Origin of the sequence: Thiomonas sp. FB-6 (assembly GCF_000377645.1) — a bacterium.
In the GTDB taxonomy this organism is placed as follows: Bacteria; Pseudomonadota; Gammaproteobacteria; order Burkholderiales; family Burkholderiaceae_C; genus Thiomonas_A.
In genome coordinates this window covers 1-15494 of the sequence record NZ_KB898509.1, presented here as the reverse complement: position 1 = coordinate 15494, position 15494 = coordinate 1, and the positions used below count along the sequence as shown (strand labels likewise).

14 protein-coding genes are annotated in these 15494 nt (G+C 71.3%); 6 read left to right on the top strand and 8 right to left on the bottom strand.

Translation table 11 applies throughout. The annotated features are described in order from the left end of the window. The first annotated feature begins 80 nt into the window (after positions 1–80). Positions 81–683, top strand: a complete 603-nt coding sequence (wrbA, locus tag D466_RS0117625; protein WP_018915025.1) for an NAD(P)H:quinone oxidoreductase — start codon at positions 81–83, stop codon at positions 681–683. 73 nt (positions 684–756) lie between these two features. Continuing rightward, a complete protein-coding gene (locus D466_RS0117620) occupies positions 757–2370 on the top strand; it encodes a GMC family oxidoreductase (protein ID WP_018915024.1) in 1614 nt (537 codons plus the stop codon). Positions 2371–2403: 33 nt separating this feature from the next. Here D466_RS0117620 and pssA read toward each other — a convergent pair whose 3' ends face one another. Further along, a complete protein-coding gene (gene pssA / locus D466_RS0117615; RefSeq protein WP_369759459.1) occupies positions 2404–3243 on the bottom strand; it encodes a CDP-diacylglycerol--serine O-phosphatidyltransferase in 840 nt (279 codons plus the stop codon). A gap of 58 nt (positions 3244–3301) precedes the next feature. Then, the gene (locus D466_RS0117610) at positions 3302–3967 is read right to left on the bottom strand and encodes a phosphatidylserine decarboxylase (RefSeq protein WP_018915022.1); all 666 of its coding nucleotides are present in this window, start codon (positions 3965–3967) and stop codon (positions 3302–3304) included. A gap of 95 nt (positions 3968–4062) precedes the next feature. Between D466_RS0117610 and D466_RS22980 the strand changes: the two genes are divergently transcribed. The 3 genes from D466_RS22980 to D466_RS22970 all read left to right on the top strand — a co-directional run bounded on the left by D466_RS22980 (position 4063) and on the right by D466_RS22970 (position 5839). Further along, positions 4063–4620: a DUF3617 family protein gene (locus D466_RS22980; protein ID WP_018915021.1), complete on the top strand. Its 558-nt coding sequence runs from the start codon at positions 4063–4065 to the stop codon at positions 4618–4620. Positions 4621–4778: 158 nt separating this feature from the next. Further along, on the top strand, positions 4779–5168 hold the full coding sequence (locus D466_RS22975; RefSeq protein ID WP_018915020.1) for a hypothetical protein: 390 nt from the start codon (positions 4779–4781) through the stop codon (positions 5166–5168). Further along, the gene (locus tag D466_RS22970) at positions 5168–5839 is read left to right on the top strand and encodes a TetR/AcrR family transcriptional regulator (protein WP_018915019.1); all 672 of its coding nucleotides are present in this window, start codon (positions 5168–5170) and stop codon (positions 5837–5839) included. Before D466_RS22975 ends, D466_RS22970 begins: the two co-directional genes overlap by 1 nt. A gap of 52 nt (positions 5840–5891) precedes the next feature. On the opposite strand, the gene ilvC is transcribed toward D466_RS22970, so the two are convergent. The 6 genes from ilvC to ispD all read right to left on the bottom strand — a co-directional run bounded on the left by ilvC (position 5892) and on the right by ispD (position 11724). Further along, positions 5892–6908 carry a ketol-acid reductoisomerase gene (gene ilvC / locus D466_RS0117590; RefSeq protein WP_018915018.1) on the bottom strand — a complete coding sequence of 339 codons (1017 nt, stop codon included), beginning with the start codon at positions 6906–6908 and terminating at the stop codon, positions 5892–5894. A 142-nt stretch (positions 6909–7050) separates the two neighbouring features. Continuing rightward, positions 7051–7542 carry an acetolactate synthase small subunit gene (gene ilvN / locus D466_RS0117585; protein WP_018915017.1) on the bottom strand — a complete coding sequence of 164 codons (492 nt, stop codon included), beginning with the start codon at positions 7540–7542 and terminating at the stop codon, positions 7051–7053. Between the two features lie 101 nt (positions 7543–7643). Continuing rightward, complete coding sequence (locus tag D466_RS0117580; RefSeq protein WP_018915016.1) at positions 7644–9455, bottom strand: acetolactate synthase 3 catalytic subunit; 1812 nt, start codon at positions 9453–9455, stop codon at positions 7644–7646. Between the two features lie 291 nt (positions 9456–9746). Then, entirely contained in the window at positions 9747–9875 is a 129-nt protein-coding gene (locus D466_RS24980) for a hypothetical protein (protein WP_018915015.1), read from the bottom strand. A gap of 636 nt (positions 9876–10511) precedes the next feature. Then, a complete protein-coding gene (gene ispF, locus D466_RS0117570) occupies positions 10512–11009 on the bottom strand; it encodes a 2-C-methyl-D-erythritol 2,4-cyclodiphosphate synthase (protein WP_018915014.1) in 498 nt (165 codons plus the stop codon). Continuing rightward, positions 11002–11724, bottom strand: coding sequence for a 2-C-methyl-D-erythritol 4-phosphate cytidylyltransferase (gene ispD / locus D466_RS22215; protein ID WP_018915013.1), 723 nt, complete (start codon positions 11722–11724; stop codon positions 11002–11004). The genes ispF and ispD overlap by 8 nt, the downstream gene beginning before the upstream one ends. Positions 11725–11886: 162 nt before the next feature. On the opposite strand from ispD, the gene mfd reads away from it, so the two are divergent. After that, a complete protein-coding gene (gene mfd / locus D466_RS0117560; RefSeq protein WP_018915012.1) occupies positions 11887–15447 on the top strand; it encodes a transcription-repair coupling factor in 3561 nt (1186 codons plus the stop codon). Positions 15448–15494: the final 47 nt, after the last annotated feature.

Here is a 15494-nt window from a genome sequence, read left to right as displayed (position 1 = left end):
TTGTTACCAAAGCGTACGAAATCCGCTTGCCGTACGCTGCAGCATCTCGTTTTCCCGTCGATTCAAGCAAGGAGCAGAAGATGGCAAAGATCCTGGTTCTTTACTACAGCACCTGGGGGCACGTGGAGCGCATGGCCCAGGATGTCGCCGCCGGCGCGCGCGAGGTCGCGGGGGTGGAGGTGAGCGTCAAGCGCGTGCCCGAGACCATGCCGGCCGAGACCCTGGCCGCGATCCATGCCAAGACCCAGCAGGAAGCGCCGCTGGCGACGCCGGCCGAACTCGGCGACTACGACGCCATCCTGTTCGGCACGCCGACGCGCTTCGGCAACATGTGCGGGCAGATGCGCAATTTCCTGGACCAGACGGGGGCGCTGTGGCAGCAGGGCAAGCTGGTGGGCAAGGTGGGCAGCGTGTTCGCCAGCAGCGCCACGCAGCACGGCGGCCAGGAGACGACCATCACCTCCTTCCACACCACCCTGTTCCACCACGGCATGGTGGTGGTCGGCGTGCCCTATGCCTGCGCGCAGCTGACCAACATGGACGAGATCACCGGCGGAACCCCCTACGGCGCGACCACGCTGAGCAAGGGCGACGGCAGCCGCACGCCCAGCGCGAACGAACTGGCCATCGCGCGCTACCAGGGCCGTCACGTCGCGGGCATCACGCAAAAACTGTTCGGTTGACGTCATACCCCCCGGCCGCTCGGCCGGCTTGCGTACCATGCTGCGCAGGCCGCCCGGCCGAGGGGAGAAGGCGATGGCAACGACCGCCGACGAACAGACCGACTACATCATCGTGGGCGCCGGCTCCGCCGGCTGCGTGTTGGCCAACCGGCTCAGCGAGCGCGCCGACACGGGCGTGTGCCTGTTCGAGGCCGGCGGCGAACACGCCTCGCCGCTGATCGACACGCCCATGGGCATCGTCGGCCTGCTGCGCGGGCGGCGCCACAACTGGTACCTGCAGACCGAAGCCCAGCCCGAGCTCGGCGGGCGCCAGCTCTACTGGCCGCGGGGCAAGGTGCTGGGCGGCAGCAGTTCCATCAACGCGATGATCTACATGCGCGGCCACCCGCGCGACTACGACGACTGGGCGGCCGCCGGCAACCCCGGCTGGGGCTGGAGCGAGGTGCTTCCCCGCTTTCTGCGCCACGAGCGCCAGCAGCAGGGCGCTTCCGCCCTGCACGGAGGCGCCGGCGCGCTGCACGTGTCGGATCTGCGCAGCCCGAATCCGCTGAGCCTGGCCTTCGTCGACGCGGCCGCGGACTGCGGCCTGCCGCGGCGCGGCGACTTCCACGACGCCGAGGACCCGCAGGGCTGCGGCCTGTACCAGGTCACGCAATGGCAGGGGCGCCGCTGGAGCAGCGCGCGCGCCTTCCTCGACCCCGCGCGGCGCCGGGGCAACCTGCAGGTGCGCACCGGCTGCCACGTCACCCGCGTGCTGTTCGAGGGGCGGCGGGCGGTCGGCGTGGAGTACCTGGGCCCCCAGGGGCTGCGCCGGATGCGCGCACGCGCCGAGGTGCTGGTGTGCGCGGGCGCGGTGCATTCACCCCAGTTGCTGCTGCTGTCGGGCCTGGGCGAGGCGCCGGCGCTGCGCGCGCTGGGCATCCCGCTGGTGCTGGACGCGCCGGGGGTCGGGCGCAACCTGCAGGACCACCTGGACGTGACCGTCAGCATGCGCGAGCACTCGCACGCCTCGGTGGGCGTGGGCCCGCGCATGCTGCCGCGCCTGCTGGCCGCGGCGTGGACCTACGCCAGGCGCCACGACGGCCTGCTCAGCAGCAACGCCGCCGAGGCCGGCGGCTTCGCGCGCTCGCGCGCCGGCCTGGAGCGCCCCGACCTGCAGTTGCATTTCCTGCCTTCGCTGCTGCGCGACCACGGACGGCGCCTGGTCTGGGGCTACGGCGCCACGCTGCACGTGTGTGCGCTGCGCCCGGCCAGCCGCGGGCGCATCAGCCTGCGCTCGCCGGACGCGCGGCAGGCGCCGCGCATCGATCCGGCTTACCTCAGCCACCCCGACGACCTTCCGGTCCTGCGCGACGGGCTGCGACTGGCGCGGCGCCTGCTCGCGTCGCCGGCCTGGGGCCCCCACGGGGGCATCGAGCTGGCGCCCGGCGCCCTGGTGGGCGACGAGGACGACGCGCTGGACGCCTACATCCGCGCCCACGCCGAGACCATCTACCACCCGGTGGGCAGTTGCCGCATGGGCGACGACGACCTGGCGGTGGTGGACAGCCGCCTGCGCGTGCGCGGCGTGGACGCGCTGCGCGTGGCCGATGCCTCGATCATGCCCACGCTGGTGGGGGGCAACACCAATGCGCCGGCGATGATGATCGGCGAAATGGCGGCGGACTTCCTGCTGGGCAAGGCCTGAGGCTTCCGCGCGGGAGCCCCGGAGCGGGCCCGCTCAGCCGTGCAGGCCGCGCTCGTCCGGTTCGTCGGTGGAGGTGGAGATCACGCTCACCGAACGCCCCTGCACCCTGCGCCAGACGTACAGGCCGTAGCCCGACAGCGCGTAGGCGCAGAACAGGCCGAACAGCACCAGCGGCGGCCGGTAGGCGATGAGCCCGATGAGCAGCACGATCAGGAACATCGTGATGAACGGCACGCTGCGCCTCAGGCTCACCGCCTTGAAGCTGTAGAAGGGCACGTTGGTGACCATGCTCACGCCGGCGAAGGCGGTGACTGCGAAGGCCCCCCAGGCGATGTGCGTGCCGCTGACCTGCGAATCCGCCAGCACCCAGATGAAACCGGCCACCAGCGCCGCCGCGGCCGGGCTGGGCAGGCCCTGGAAGTAGGTCTTGTCCACGACACCGATGTTGGTGTTGAAGCGCGCCAGGCGCAGCGCGGCGCCGGCGCAGTAGACGAAGGCGGCCAGCCAGCCCAGCTTGCCCAGTCCGTGCAGCGACCACTGGTACATGATCAGCGCGGGTGCCGCGCCGAAGGACACCATGTCGGCCAGGGAGTCGAACTGCGCGCCGAACTCGCTCTGGGTATGGGTCATGCGGGCCACGCGCCCGTCCAGGCTGTCCAGCACCATGGCGCCGAAGATCGCCACCGCGGCGCGCTCGTAGTCCTGCGCCATGGCCATGACCACCGCGTAGAAGCCGGCGAACAGCGCCGCCGCGGTGAAGGAATTGGGCAGCAGGTAGATGCCGCGGCGCCGGCGCCCGCCATGCGCGAGGTCCTCGACCGGATCGGGCAGGCCGGGGTCGAGACCCGGCTCCTCGTCCGCCGGGCCGCGCATGCGGGACTTGGCGCGGCTGTCGGGAAAGCGGCTCACGTTGCGTGCCATCGCGGGCTCCTCAGAGGGCTGTCGCGGCCTGCGCGGGGGCCGCGAACTCGGCCAGCACCGTGCTGCTGGCGTGCACCTTGTCGCCGATGGATACCAGCGCGCGCGCATCCGGCGGCAGGTACAGGTCCACGCGCGAGCCGAAACGGATGAAGCCGAAGCGCTCGCCGCGCTTCAGGCTCTGGCCCGGGGCCACGTAGCACAGCACCCGCCGCGCGATCAGCCCGGCCACCTGCACCACCGTCACGGTGCGCGAACCGCAGCGCAGCACCACGGCGTTGCGTTCGTTCTGCAGCGAGGCCTTGTCCAGATCCGCGTTGAAGAACCGGCCGGGGAAATAGTTCACCGACGTCACCTCGCCGTCCACCGGGGAACGATTGGAATGCACGTTGAACACGTTCATGAATACGCTGATGCGCAGGGCTTCGCGCTGCGCGTAGGGATCCTGCGCCCGGCCCAGCGAGACGATGCGTCCGTCCGCCGGCGACAGCACCGCCCGCGGATCCGCGGGAATCGGACGCGGCGGATCGCGGAAGAACTGGATCACGAACACCGATACGACCCAAAGGGGGATCGACCAGGCCAAACCGGCGAAGATCCACGCCAGCACGGAAGCCGCCAGCACGCCGGCGATGAAAGGCCAGCCCTCGCGGGCCAGGATGGGATGCGGATAGTCCATGGCGCAAGTGTAGCCGCCGCGGCGGCGCCGGCCGGGGCGGCGGGCAGCACGGCTGCTAAGCTTTGCCTTGCTCCCGCAATCCCGAGGACCTTCGCATGCCTTTCCTTTCGCGCCTTGTCCGGCCGGCAGGCCTTGCCGCGGCTCTTCTGGGTGCCTCGCTGCTGCCCGGCGCCGGTGCCGTGTTCGCCGGCCCCGCGCAGACCCTGCGGCCCGGGCTGTGGGACTACGCGCTGCAAAGCCGCCGCGGCGGCGGCCCGGAGATGAACCTGGCTCAGATGCTCAGCGCCATGCCTGCCTCGGCCCGCCCTCAGATCGAGGACCAGCTGCGCCGGCAGGGCATGCGCCTGGATGCCCACGGCCGGCTGCAGATCTGCCTGGACGCGCAGTCGGTGGCCACGGGCCATCCGCCGCTGCACCTGGCCGGGCACTGCGAGGTGAAGTGGAAACACCCGGACGCGGCCGACTGGAGCTTCCGGTACGCCTGCACCGCGCCGTCGGCGGACGGGCACGGTACCCTGCACGTCGCGTCGCCGACCTCCTACCGTTCGGACTACCAGGTCAGCGGCCCGCAGGGGCCGGTGTCGGGCAAGGCGCAGGCGCACTGGGTGGCGGCATCCTGCGGCGGCCTCCCTCCGATGCGCGATCCGAACTGAATCAAGCCTCTGCCCCGGCGCCTCGAACTGGCGCCGAGGCGCTCACAGTTTTTTACACATTAACGCAACGGTACGGTTGCGTTGCGTTCATTCCGGGCCTACAGTGCAGCTCATGGGTCGGCCGAACCGGCCGCTCACAGCCAGGAAGGAGCAGCATCATGAACGCACCGCGCATTTCCCGCATCGCCCTCATCGCCGGCGTCGCGCTGGGCCTGGGCACCGCCGCTCCGGCCTGGGCCGACGGCTATCACCACGACCATGACGGCTTCGGGCCTGCCGCGGCCATCGTCGGCCTGGCCGCCGCGGCCATCGCCGCGCCCTACCTGTTCGGCCAGGCCCAGGTGGTGAGCCCGGCTCCGGTGTACGCCGCCCCGCCGGTGGCCTACGCGCCACCGCAAGTGGTGTACGCGCCGCCGCCCCCGCCCGCCTACGTTTACGCGCCGGCCCCCACCTACGTCTATCGCCCGGCTCCGGCCTACTACGGCCGCGGCGAAGGCTGGCACCGCGGCTGGCACCGCGACGCCTGGCACCGCGACGACGACCGCTGATGCAAGCCGCCGACACCGCGCCGGCCGTCTCCCGCGGCGGCCGGCCGTCCCGCGAGGCCGCCGCCCAGCTTGGCGAGCGCATCCTCGACGCCGCGATGGAGCTGATGCTCGAACAGGGCTACGGCGCCACCAGCATCGAGGCCGTGGCCGCGCGGGCGGGGGTGTCCAAGCGTACCTTCTACCACCGCTTTGCCGACAAGGCCGCGCTGGTGCAGGCGGTGGTGGCGCGCGTGGTCGAGCGGGCTCGCCCTCCCCTGGCCGCGCGTGCCTCGACGCCCCCGCAGGCCCCGGCGCCCGAGGGACTGGAAGGCTTGCGGCGCTCACTGCACGACTTCGGCACCCACACGCTGCGCGCCGCGCTGTCGCCCCAGGTGCTGGCCCTGTACCGCCTGATCATCGGCGAATCCCACCGCTTCCCCGACCTGCTGCGGGCCGTGGCCCTGTCCGGCGGACGCGCGCAGGCGGTGCGCACCCTGGTCGACACGCTGTGCCGGCAGCTGCCGCAGCTGCCGCCCGCCCAGGCCGAATTCGCCGCCCAGCAATTCCTGCAGATGTTGGTCTCCCTGCCCCAGCTGCGCGCCATGGGCATCGGCGACGCCATGTCCGAGCCCGATTGCGAGCTCTGGGTCACCCAGACCGTCGACCTCCTTCTCAACGGCCTGGGGGGGTGACGGCGCCCCCTCCGTCGCCGGGCGCGAGCCCGGCGACGGAGGGGGCCCACCATCAGTTTTTCGACTTATCGACCAGCTTGTTCGCCTTGATCCACGGCATCATCGCGCGCAGCTGCTCGCCCACGACCTCGATCGGATGCTCACGGGTGATGCGGCGGCGCGAGGTCAGCGTGGGGGCACCGGCGCGGTTCTCCAGGATGAAGCTCTTGGCGTACTCGCCGGTCTGGATGTCCTTCAGGCACTGGCGCATCGCCTCGCGGGTCGCGTCGGTGACCATGCGCGGGCCGGTCACGTACTCGCCGTACTCGGCGTTGTTCGAGATCGAGTAGTTCATGTTGCCGATGCCGCCTTCGTAGATCAGGTCGACGATCAGCTTGAGCTCGTGCAGGCACTCGAAATAGGCCATCTCGGGCGCGTAGCCGGCTTCCACCAGGGTGTCGAAGCCCGCCTTGATCAGCTCCACGGTGCCGCCGCACAGCACGGCCTGCTCGCCGAACAGGTCGGTCTCGGTTTCCTCGCGGAAATTGGTCTCGATGATGCCCGCACGGCCGCCGCCATTGGCCATCGCGTAGGACAGCGCCAGATCGCGCGCCTTCTTCGACTTGTCCTGCGCCACCGCCACCAGGTGGGGCACGCCGCCGCCCTGGGTGTAGGTGCTGCGCACGGTGTGGCCCGGAGCCTTCGGCGCGATCATGATCACGTCGAGGTCCTCGCGCGGCACGACCTGGCCGTAGTGGACGTTGAAGCCGTGCGCGAAGGCCAGCGCCGCGCCCTTCTTGGCGTTGGGCTCGACGTGGTCGCGGTACACCTGGGCGATGTTCTCGTCGGGCAGCAGGATCATCACCACGTCGGCGCCCTTGACGGCGTCGTCGACTTCCTTGACCGTCAGGCCGGCCTTCTTGGCCTTGTCCCACGAAGCCCCACCCTTGCGCAGGCCCACGGTGACCTTCACGCCGCTCTCGCTCAGGTTCAGCGCATGCGCGTGGCCCTGCGAGCCATAGCCGATGATGGTGACCTTCTTGCCCTTGATCAGCGAGAGATCACAGTCCTTGTCGTAGTAAACCTTCATGCTTGCTCCTCCGGGCGAAAGTGGATCGGAACATTCCCACGAGCCTTTCGCCCGTCGTGAGTTCCCGAAAAGCAGGGACGGCCCGTGGCCTTCCAGGGAAATCGTGGGAATGGGGGGCGGGGCCGCCCTCGTTCGGTGGGTCTCAGACCCGCAGCACCCGCTCGCCGCGGCTGATGCCGCTGGCGCCGGTGCGCACGGTCTCCAGGATGGCCGTGCGCTCGACCGCCTGCAGGAAGGCGTCGAGCTTGGCCTCGTCGCCGGTGAGCTCGATGGTGTAGCTCTTGTCGGTGACGTCGATCACGCGCCCGCGGAAAATGTCGGCCATGCGCTTCATTTCCTCGCGCTCCTTGCCGACGGCGCGCAGCTTGATGATCATGAGCTCGCGCTCGATGTAGTTGGCCTCGGTGAGGTCGACCACCTTGACCACGTCGATCAGGCGGTTCAGGTGCTTGGTGATCTGCTCGATCACGTCGCTGGATCCGCGCGTGACGATGGTCATGCGCGACAGCGAGGCGTCCTCGGTCGGGGCCACCGACAGGGATTCGATGTTGTAGCCCCGCGCGGCGAACAGGTCGACCACGCGCGACAGCGCTCCCGGCTCGTTCTCGAGCAGCACGGCGATGATGTGTTTCACGGACTCAGTCTCCTCCCCGGGCTTCGCCCGCCGCCGGTAAGCGGCGCCTGGCTCCGGGGCCAGCGCATGAACGCCGCCGCGTCACGCGGCGGCCACGAAATTCACAGGTCCTCGGACCCCAGCAGCATGTGGGTGATGCCCTTGCCGGCCTGCACCATGGGCCACACGTTGGTGGTCGGATCGACGACGAAGTCGATGAACACCGTGCGGTCCTTCAGGGCCAGCGCCTTGGCGAGCGCCTCGCGCACCTGCGAGGGCTTGTCCACGCGCATGCCCACGTGCCCGTAGGCCTCGGCGAGCTTGACGAAATCGGGCAGCGAATCCATGTAGGAATGCGAGTAGCGCCCGGCGTACTCGATTTCCTGCCACTGGCGCACCATGCCCAGGTAGCCGTTGTTGAGCAGCAGCACCTTGACCGCCGTGCCGTACTGCAGGCAGGTGGCCAGTTCCTGGATGTTCATCTGGATCGAGCCGTCACCGGTGATCACCACGCATTCGGCGTCGGGGCGCGCCAGCTTGATGCCCATGGCGTAGGGCAGGCCCACGCCCATCGTGCCCAGGCCGCCGGAGTTGATCCAGCGCCGCGGGTGCTCGAAGGGGTAGTACTGCGCGGCCCACATCTGGTGCTGGCCGACGTCGGAGCAGACGTAGGTCTCGCGCTCGCGGGTCAGTTCGTGCAGGGTCTGGATCACGAACTGGGGCTTGATCACCTCGTCCGACTTGTCGTAGCTCAGGCACTCGCGCTTGCGCCACTCGTTGATCTGCTTCCACCACGCCGTCATGGCCGCGGCGTCGGGCTTGCGCCCCTCGGCCATCTGCTGCTCGATCTGCTCGATCAGGTCCGACAACACCTCGCCGACGTCGCCCACGATGGGCACGTCGACCTTGACCCGCTTGGAAATGCTCGAGGGATCGATGTCGATGTGCACGATCTTGCGCTCGATCTGCGCGAAATCCTTCGGGTTGCCGATCACGCGGTCGTCGAAGCGCGCACCCACCGCCAGCACCACGTCGCTGTGCTGCATGGCCATGTTGGCCTCGTAGGTGCCGTGCATGCCCAGCATGCCCAGGAACTTGGGATCGCTGCCCGCAATGGCCCCCAGTCCCATCAGGGTGTTGGTGCAGGGAATCTGCAGCAGATCGGCCAGGCGGCGCAGCTTGTCGTGGGCGCCGGCCAGCACCACCCCGCCGCCGCTGTACAGGTAGGGGCGCTTGGCCTGCAGCAGCAGCTGCACGGCCTTGCGGATCTGCCCGCCGTGGCCCTTGCGCACCGGGTTGTAGGAGCGCAGGCTGATTTCGTCGGGGTAGTGGAAGCCGGTCGAGGCGATGGACACGTCCTTGGGGATGTCCACGACCACCGGGCCCGGGCGTCCGGTGCGCGCGATGTGGAAGGCCTTCTTGATGGTCAGCGCCAGGTCGCGCACGTCCTTGACCAGGAAATTGTGCTTGACGATCGGGCGCGTGATGCCCACGGTGTCGCATTCCTGGAAGGCGTCCAGGCCGATCGCGTGGGTGGGCACCTGGCCGGTGATCACCACCATCGGAATCGAGTCCATGTAGGCGGTGGCGATGCCGGTGATGGCATTGGTCGCGCCGGGGCCCGAGGTGACGATGCACACGCCCACGTCACCGGTGGCGCGGGCGTAGCCGTCGGCCGCATGCACGGCGCCCTGCTCGTGGCGCACGAGCACGTGCTGGATGTCCTTCTGCTTGTACAGCGCGTCGTAGATGTAGAGCACCGCGCCACCGGGATAGCCCCAGATGTGCTTGACGCCCTCGCGCTGCAGACAGCGCACCAGGATCTCGGAGCCCGTGAATTCGGCGCCGGCTCGGCTGGATGCGTGGGAGGGGGAGTTCTCGGCCGTGGTGGACGGCTGGGCCGCGCCGCGCGCGGTGGCAATTGCTGTTTCCATGAAAAGCCTCGTTGAATTTCTCTGACGAAAAACCGTAGGCGCCTCTCCAGACAGGCTCGTGACCTGCTTTCGAGACTCGTTCCCCAGGTTCGCCGGCACCGATGGCATGCCTGCCGGTCCGCGCCCCCCTGTTTCCTGCACCGGAATCGGGTCTATGCGCGGGAAGCGCCGGCACTCTGGTGATCTGCCGGCGTTTGCTCGGTCCGTGATCAGCACGAACTTGGGAACCTGGGGAAGTGTAATGCGGCGCCGCATCATGAACAAGGTTTTTCGTGTCGACCCGGCGGCGGCTCAGCGGCTGCAGTTGCCCTCGACCATGTCGTAGACCAGGCCGGGGATGGCCAGCAGGCCGCCGGCGCGCATCGGCGCCGAGGGCCCGTAGCACGGCGGGCGGGCACTTCCGGCGACGGCCCGGCTCATCGCATCGGGGGGCGGGGGAAATCGCGCTGGCGCAATTGCCAGCGCGGATCGGCGACGGCGGCTTCGACGGCGGCCCGCGTGTCGATCCCCGCGCGCGGGGCCGGGGCCGGGGCCGGGGCCGGGGCCGGGGCCGGGGCCGGGGCCGGGGCCGGGGCCGGGGCCACGGGCCGCGAAGCCGCCTGCTCCGCCCCCGCGCTTCCCCCCGCAGCCGCCGGCCCGGCGGGCTGCTTCGCGGCGTGTTCCGACGCCGCGGGCTTGTTCACGGCGGGCGCCGGTGCGCGGGGCATCGCGCCGGCCGGCCCGCGCCCCCTGCCGGGCTGCGCCGGCTCCTGCGCGGGAGCCGGCGCCGGTGCGCGGGCGGAAGCCGGACCGCGTGCGCCCTGCTCCGGCTGCCTCGACGGGGAAGGCGGCGCGAGCAGCCGCAGGCGCAGCACCGGCTCCGGAGCCTGCCGCGCCCCGCCGTCGGGCCGGATCTGGCTTGCGCGTTCGAGGAGCACGGCCCCCAGCAGCAGGTGCAGGCCCAGCGAAAATGCCAGGGTTGTCCGCAAGCGATGGTTGGGGCTGCTCGCACGCCGCCGGGCTCCGCGCATGCCAGCATTGTCAGGAGCCGGGCAAGAACCCGGTGGCGCCAGGGATTCAGGCCTTGCGGCGCAGCAGGCAGGCGGCGCTGGTGGCGATGCCCTCGTGGCGCCCCACGAAGCCCAGGCGCTCGGCGGTCTTGCCCTTCACGTTCACGCGATCCGGCGCGATGTCCAGTGCCTGCGCGATGGCCTGCTGCATGGCCTGGCGGTGCGGGGCCAGGCGCGGTGACTGCGCGCGCACCGTGCAGTCCACGTTGACCAGCTGCCAGCCCAGCGCGCGCACGCCCTGCGCCGCCTGGCGCAGCAACTCCCGGGAATCGGCGCCTTTGAATCGGGCATCGTCGTCGGGGAACCAGCTTCCGATGTCGCCCAGCCCGGCTGCGCCCAGCAAGGCGTCGGTGATGGCGTGCAACAGCGCGTCGGCGTCCGAATGCCCCAGCAGGCCCTGGTGATGCGCGATGTCCACGCCGCCGAGCACGAGGCGCCGGCCCGGCACCAGGGCGTGGATGTCCTCGCCCAGGCCGATGCGGTATTCCCAGTCGATCTCAGCCATGGCGAAGCCGCCGCGGCGCCCGGGTGCCGGAGCGCGCCAGCAGCACCGCCTCGGCCAGTTCCAGGTCGCCCGGCAGCGTGACCTTGAAATTCGAGGCCTCGCCGGGCACCAGCAGGGGCCGCAGGCCCTGCGCCTCGATGGCCGAGGCCTCGTCGGTGACCTCGGCGCCCGCGCCGGCGTCCAGCGCATCGGCGAGCTGGCCGATGCGGAACATCTGCGGAGTCTGCGCCTGCCACAGGCCGCCGCGCGGCACGGTGGCCTGCACGCGCACCGGAGCGGCTCCGTCCTGCTGGCGCTTGAGGGTGTCGGCCAGCGGCAGGGCCAGCAGGCCGCCGACCGCGTCGTCGCGGCAGGCATCGACCAGGCGATCCACCGCCTGCGCGGTGATGCAGCAGCGCGCGGCGTCGTGCACCAGCACCCAGTCCCGGGCGTCGGCGCCGTGCTCGAGCAGCCAGCGCAGCCCGCCGCGCACGCTGGCGGCGCGCGTGGCGCCGCCGCAGTCGGCCAGCTGCAGGCGCGGCTGCGGCGCCAGGCAGGCCGCGGCGCGGGTGTCGCCGGGCGCCACCACGACCGTGACGCCGCGCAGCCGGGCACAGCCCAGCAGCGCCCCCACCGTGTGCGCGATCATCGGCTGCCCGGCCAGCTCCAGGTACTGCTTGGGCAGCTCCGAGCCCAGGCGGGAGCCCGAACCGGCGGCGGGGACAAGGGCGTACATGCGGATGCGTGGACGGGGCGATGGAGGACGGGGAGCGGACAGGCTCAAGCATACGGGAGCCCCGCCGCGGCAAGCCCCGGCGCGGGCCTGGCGCCGGCCCGATGCCTGCCAGCCTGGTGCGCGACCGGACGCGATGGCCCCGCTGCTGCGAGAATTCCGGGGATGTCCGCAAGTCCGCCCGAAATCCCCTGCCTCATCGAGCCGGCGCTGCCGGCCCTGCGCCAGGCGCGCCGGCTGGCGTTGCCGCGCCCGCCCGGCAGCGCCGACGCCTTGCTGCTGGCCGAGCTGGCGCGCTCGCGCGCGCCCGGCGGCCCCTGGCTGGTGGTCACCGCCGAACCCGCCGATGCCCAGCGCCTGCTGGAGGAGATCCGCTGGTTCGCGCCCTCGCTGCGCTGCGGGGTGCTACCCGACTGGGAGACCCTGCCCTACGACGCCTTCTCCCCGCACCAGGACCTGGTGTCGGAGCGCCTGGCCACCCTGTGGGCGCTGCACCAGCGCGAGCTCGACATGGTGCTGGTGGCCGCCAGCACGGCGCTGCAGCGCCTGGCGCCGGCATCCTTCCTGGCCGCCACCACCTTCCGCTTCGACAAGGGCCAGCTGCTGGACGAGGCGAGCCTGCGCGCCCAGCTGGTGCTGGCCGGTTACGCCCACGTCACGCAGGTGGTGGCGCCCGGCGAATACGCGGTGCGCGGAGGCCTGCTGGACCTGCACCCGATGGGCGGCACCCTGCCGCTGCGCGTGGACCTGTTCGGCGACACCATCGATTCCATCCACACCTTCGATCCCGACAGCCAGCGCAGCCTGTATCCGGTGGACACGGTACGCCTGCTGCCCGGGCGCGAGTTCCCGCTGGACGAGCCGGCGCGCCAGCGCTTCCGCGCGCAATGGCGCGAGCGCATCGAGGGCGACCCCAGCCGCAGCCCGCTGTACCGCGACATCGCGGGCGGCGTGGCCGGGCCGGGCATCGAGTACTACCTGCCGCTGTTCTTCGAACACACGGCCACGCTGCTCGACTACTGCGGCGCGCAGGCCGGCGTGGTGCTGCTGGGCGACGTGGCCGGCGCCATGCGCCGTTTCTGGAGCGACACCTCCGAGCGCTGGCGCCTGCTGCGCGCCGACCCCGAGCGCCCGGCGCTGGCGCCGGCCGAGCTGTACCTGCGCGAGGAGGACTTCTTCGTGGGCATCCAGCCGCTGCAGCAGCTCGCGCTGCGCGGCGGCGGCGCGCGGACCGAGGGCGACGAGGGTCCACCCGCGGCGCAGCCCGGCGCCGAGGAGGCGCCCGCGATGGCCGTGCACCTGGGCGCCGCGCTGCCGGATCTGGCCATCGAGCGCCGCGCCGAGCAGCCGCTGCGGCGCCTGCAGGAATGGCTGGATGCCGGCGCGCGCGCGCGCCCTCCGATGCGCGTGCTGCTGTGTGCCGACTCCCCGGGGCGCCGCGAATCACTGCTGGAGATGCTGCGCGAAGCCAGGCTGGAGCCGCGCGGCGTCGACGACTGGGCGCAGGCGCTGCAGGGAGAACCCGGCTTCGCACTGGCCGTGGCCCCGCTGGCGGCGGGCTTCCAGCTGCCCGAGCGGCAGCTGGCGGTGCTCACCGAGACCGAGTTGCTGGCGCTGGGCGCGGCGCAGCGCCGCCGGCGCAAGCAGGAGCGCGCCAGCGACGTCGAGAACCTGATCCGCGACCTCTCCGAGCTCAAGCCCGGCGACCCGGTGGTGCACCAGCAGCACGGCATCGGACGCTACCAGGGGCTGGTGTCCATGGACCTGGGCGACGGCCCCACCGAACTGCTGCACATCGTGTACGCCAAGGAGGCCTCGCTGTACGTGCCGGTGGCGCAGCTGCACCTGATCGCCCGCTACAGCGGCGTGGATCCCGAGCACGCGCCGCTGCACACGCTGGGCTCGGGCCAGTGGGACAAGGCGCGGCGCAAGGCCGCCGAGCAGATCCGCGACACCGCGGCCGAGCTGCTCAACCTGTACGCGCGGCGCGCCAGCCGCCCCGGCCACGCCTTCCGCTTCCCGGCGCAGGACTACGAAGCCTTCGCGGCGGGCTTCGGCTTCGACGAGACCGCCGACCAGGCCGCGGCCATCCACGCGGTGGTGCAGGACATGGTGTCGGGCAAGCCGATGGACCGCCTGGTCTGCGGCGACGTGGGTTTCGGCAAGACCGAGGTGGCGCTGCGCGCGGCCTTCGTCGCGGTCATGGGCGGGCGCCAGGTGGCGGTGCTGGCGCCCACGACGCTGCTGGCCGAGCAGCACGTGGAGACCTTCCGCAACCGCTTCGCGGATTGGCCCGTGCGCATCGCCGAACTCTCGCGCTTTCGCAGCCCGAAGGAAGTGCGCACGGCGCTGCAGGGCCTGGCCGACGGCACGGTGGACATCGTCATCGGCACCCACAAGCTGCTGTCGGCCGACGTGCGCTTCGAGCGCCTGGGCCTGGTGATCGTCGACGAGGAGCACCGCTTCGGCGTGCGCCACAAGGAAGCGCTGAAGGCCCTGCGCGCCGAGGTGGACATGCTGACCCTCACCGCCACCCCCATCCCCCGCACCATGGGCATGGCCATGGAGGGCCTGCGCGACCTGTCGGTGATCGCCACCGCGCCGCAGAAGCGCCTGGCCATCAAGACTTTCGTGCGCAACGAGAGCAAGGCGGTGATCCGCGAGGCGGTGCTGCGCGAGATCAAGCGCGGCGGCCAGGTGTACTTCCTGCACAACGAGGTGGACACCATCGCGCGGCGCCGGGAGATGCTGCAGGAGCTGATCCCCGAGGCGCGCATCGAGATCGCGCACGGGCAGATGCACGAGCGCGAGCTCGAGCGCGTGATGCGCGACTTCCACGCGCAGCGCTTCAACCTGCTGCTGTGCTCGACCATCATCGAGACCGGCATCGACGTGCCCACCGCGAACACCATCGTCATCAGCCGCTCCGACAAGTTCGGGCTGGCGCAGTTGCACCAACTGCGCGGGCGCGTCGGGCGTTCGCACCACCAGGCCTACGCCTATCTTCTGGTGCCCGAGGTGCAGTCGCTGAGCAAGACCGCGCAGCTGCGCCTGGAGGCGATCACGCAGATGGAGGAGCTCGGCGCCGGCTTCTACCTGGCCATGCACGACCTGGAGATCCGCGGCGCCGGCGAGGCGCTGGGCGAGGCGCAGTCGGGCAACGTGCAGGAAGTGGGCTACCAGATGTACCTGGACATGCTGGGCGCGGCGGTCAAGGCGCTGAAGGCCGGGCAGGAACCCGACCTGATGCAGCCCCTGGCCGCCACCACCGAGATCAACCTGCACGAGCCTGCGCTGCTGCCGCAGGACTACTGCCCCGACGTCAACGCGCGCCTGAACCTGTACAAGCGCATGGCCAGCGCGGCCTCCGAGCAGGCGCTGCAGGAGGTGGCCGAGGAAATCGTCGACCGCTTCGGACGCATGCCCAAGGCGGCGCTGAACCTGATCGAGACCCACCGGCTGCGCCTGCTGGCACAGGCCTGGGGCGTGCTGCGCGTGGACGCCGCCGAGCAGCACACGCTGCTGCAGTTCCGCCCCGACCCGCCGGTGGACGCCGCGCGCATCATCTGGCTGGTGCAGAACCACCGCCACGTGCGCCTGGCCGGCAACGACCGCCTGCGCATCGAGCGCCAGGCCGCCGACGCCGCGGCACGCGCCAGGCTGGTGCGCGACACGCTGCGCCTGCTGGGCGAGCCACGCGGCACCGCGCCGGCCTCCGCCAATTGACCGCCCTGCCTTCCCCCATGCCCGCGAAGCCCTTCCCCGCCTCCCCC

Coding starts and splice junctions, on each gene's coding strand:
- mfd (WP_018915012.1), top strand. CDS start 11,887: ATGTCCGCAAGTCCGCCCGAAATCCCCTGCCTCATCGAGCCGGCGCTG.
- ispF (WP_018915014.1), bottom strand. CDS start 11,009: ATGGCTGAGATCGACTGGGAATACCGCATCGGCCTGGGCGAGGACATC.
- D466_RS0117620 (WP_018915024.1), top strand. CDS start 757: ATGGCAACGACCGCCGACGAACAGACCGACTACATCATCGTGGGCGCC.
- D466_RS24980 (WP_018915015.1), bottom strand. CDS start 9,875: ATGAGCCGGGCCGTCGCCGGAAGTGCCCGCCCGCCGTGCTACGGGCCC.
- D466_RS22980 (WP_018915021.1), top strand. CDS start 4,063: ATGCCTTTCCTTTCGCGCCTTGTCCGGCCGGCAGGCCTTGCCGCGGCT.
- pssA (WP_369759459.1), bottom strand. CDS start 3,243: ATGCGCGGCCCGGCGGACGAGGAGCCGGGTCTCGACCCCGGCCTGCCC.
- ilvC (WP_018915018.1), bottom strand. CDS start 6,908: ATGAAGGTTTACTACGACAAGGACTGTGATCTCTCGCTGATCAAGGGC.
- D466_RS22970 (WP_018915019.1), top strand. CDS start 5,168: ATGCAAGCCGCCGACACCGCGCCGGCCGTCTCCCGCGGCGGCCGGCCG.
- wrbA (WP_018915025.1), top strand. CDS start 81: ATGGCAAAGATCCTGGTTCTTTACTACAGCACCTGGGGGCACGTGGAG.
- D466_RS22975 (WP_018915020.1), top strand. CDS start 4,779: ATGAACGCACCGCGCATTTCCCGCATCGCCCTCATCGCCGGCGTCGCG.
- ispD (WP_018915013.1), bottom strand. CDS start 11,724: ATGTACGCCCTTGTCCCCGCCGCCGGTTCGGGCTCCCGCCTGGGCTCG.
- D466_RS0117580 (WP_018915016.1), bottom strand. CDS start 9,455: ATGGAAACAGCAATTGCCACCGCGCGCGGCGCGGCCCAGCCGTCCACC.
- D466_RS0117610 (WP_018915022.1), bottom strand. CDS start 3,967: ATGGACTATCCGCATCCCATCCTGGCCCGCGAGGGCTGGCCTTTCATC.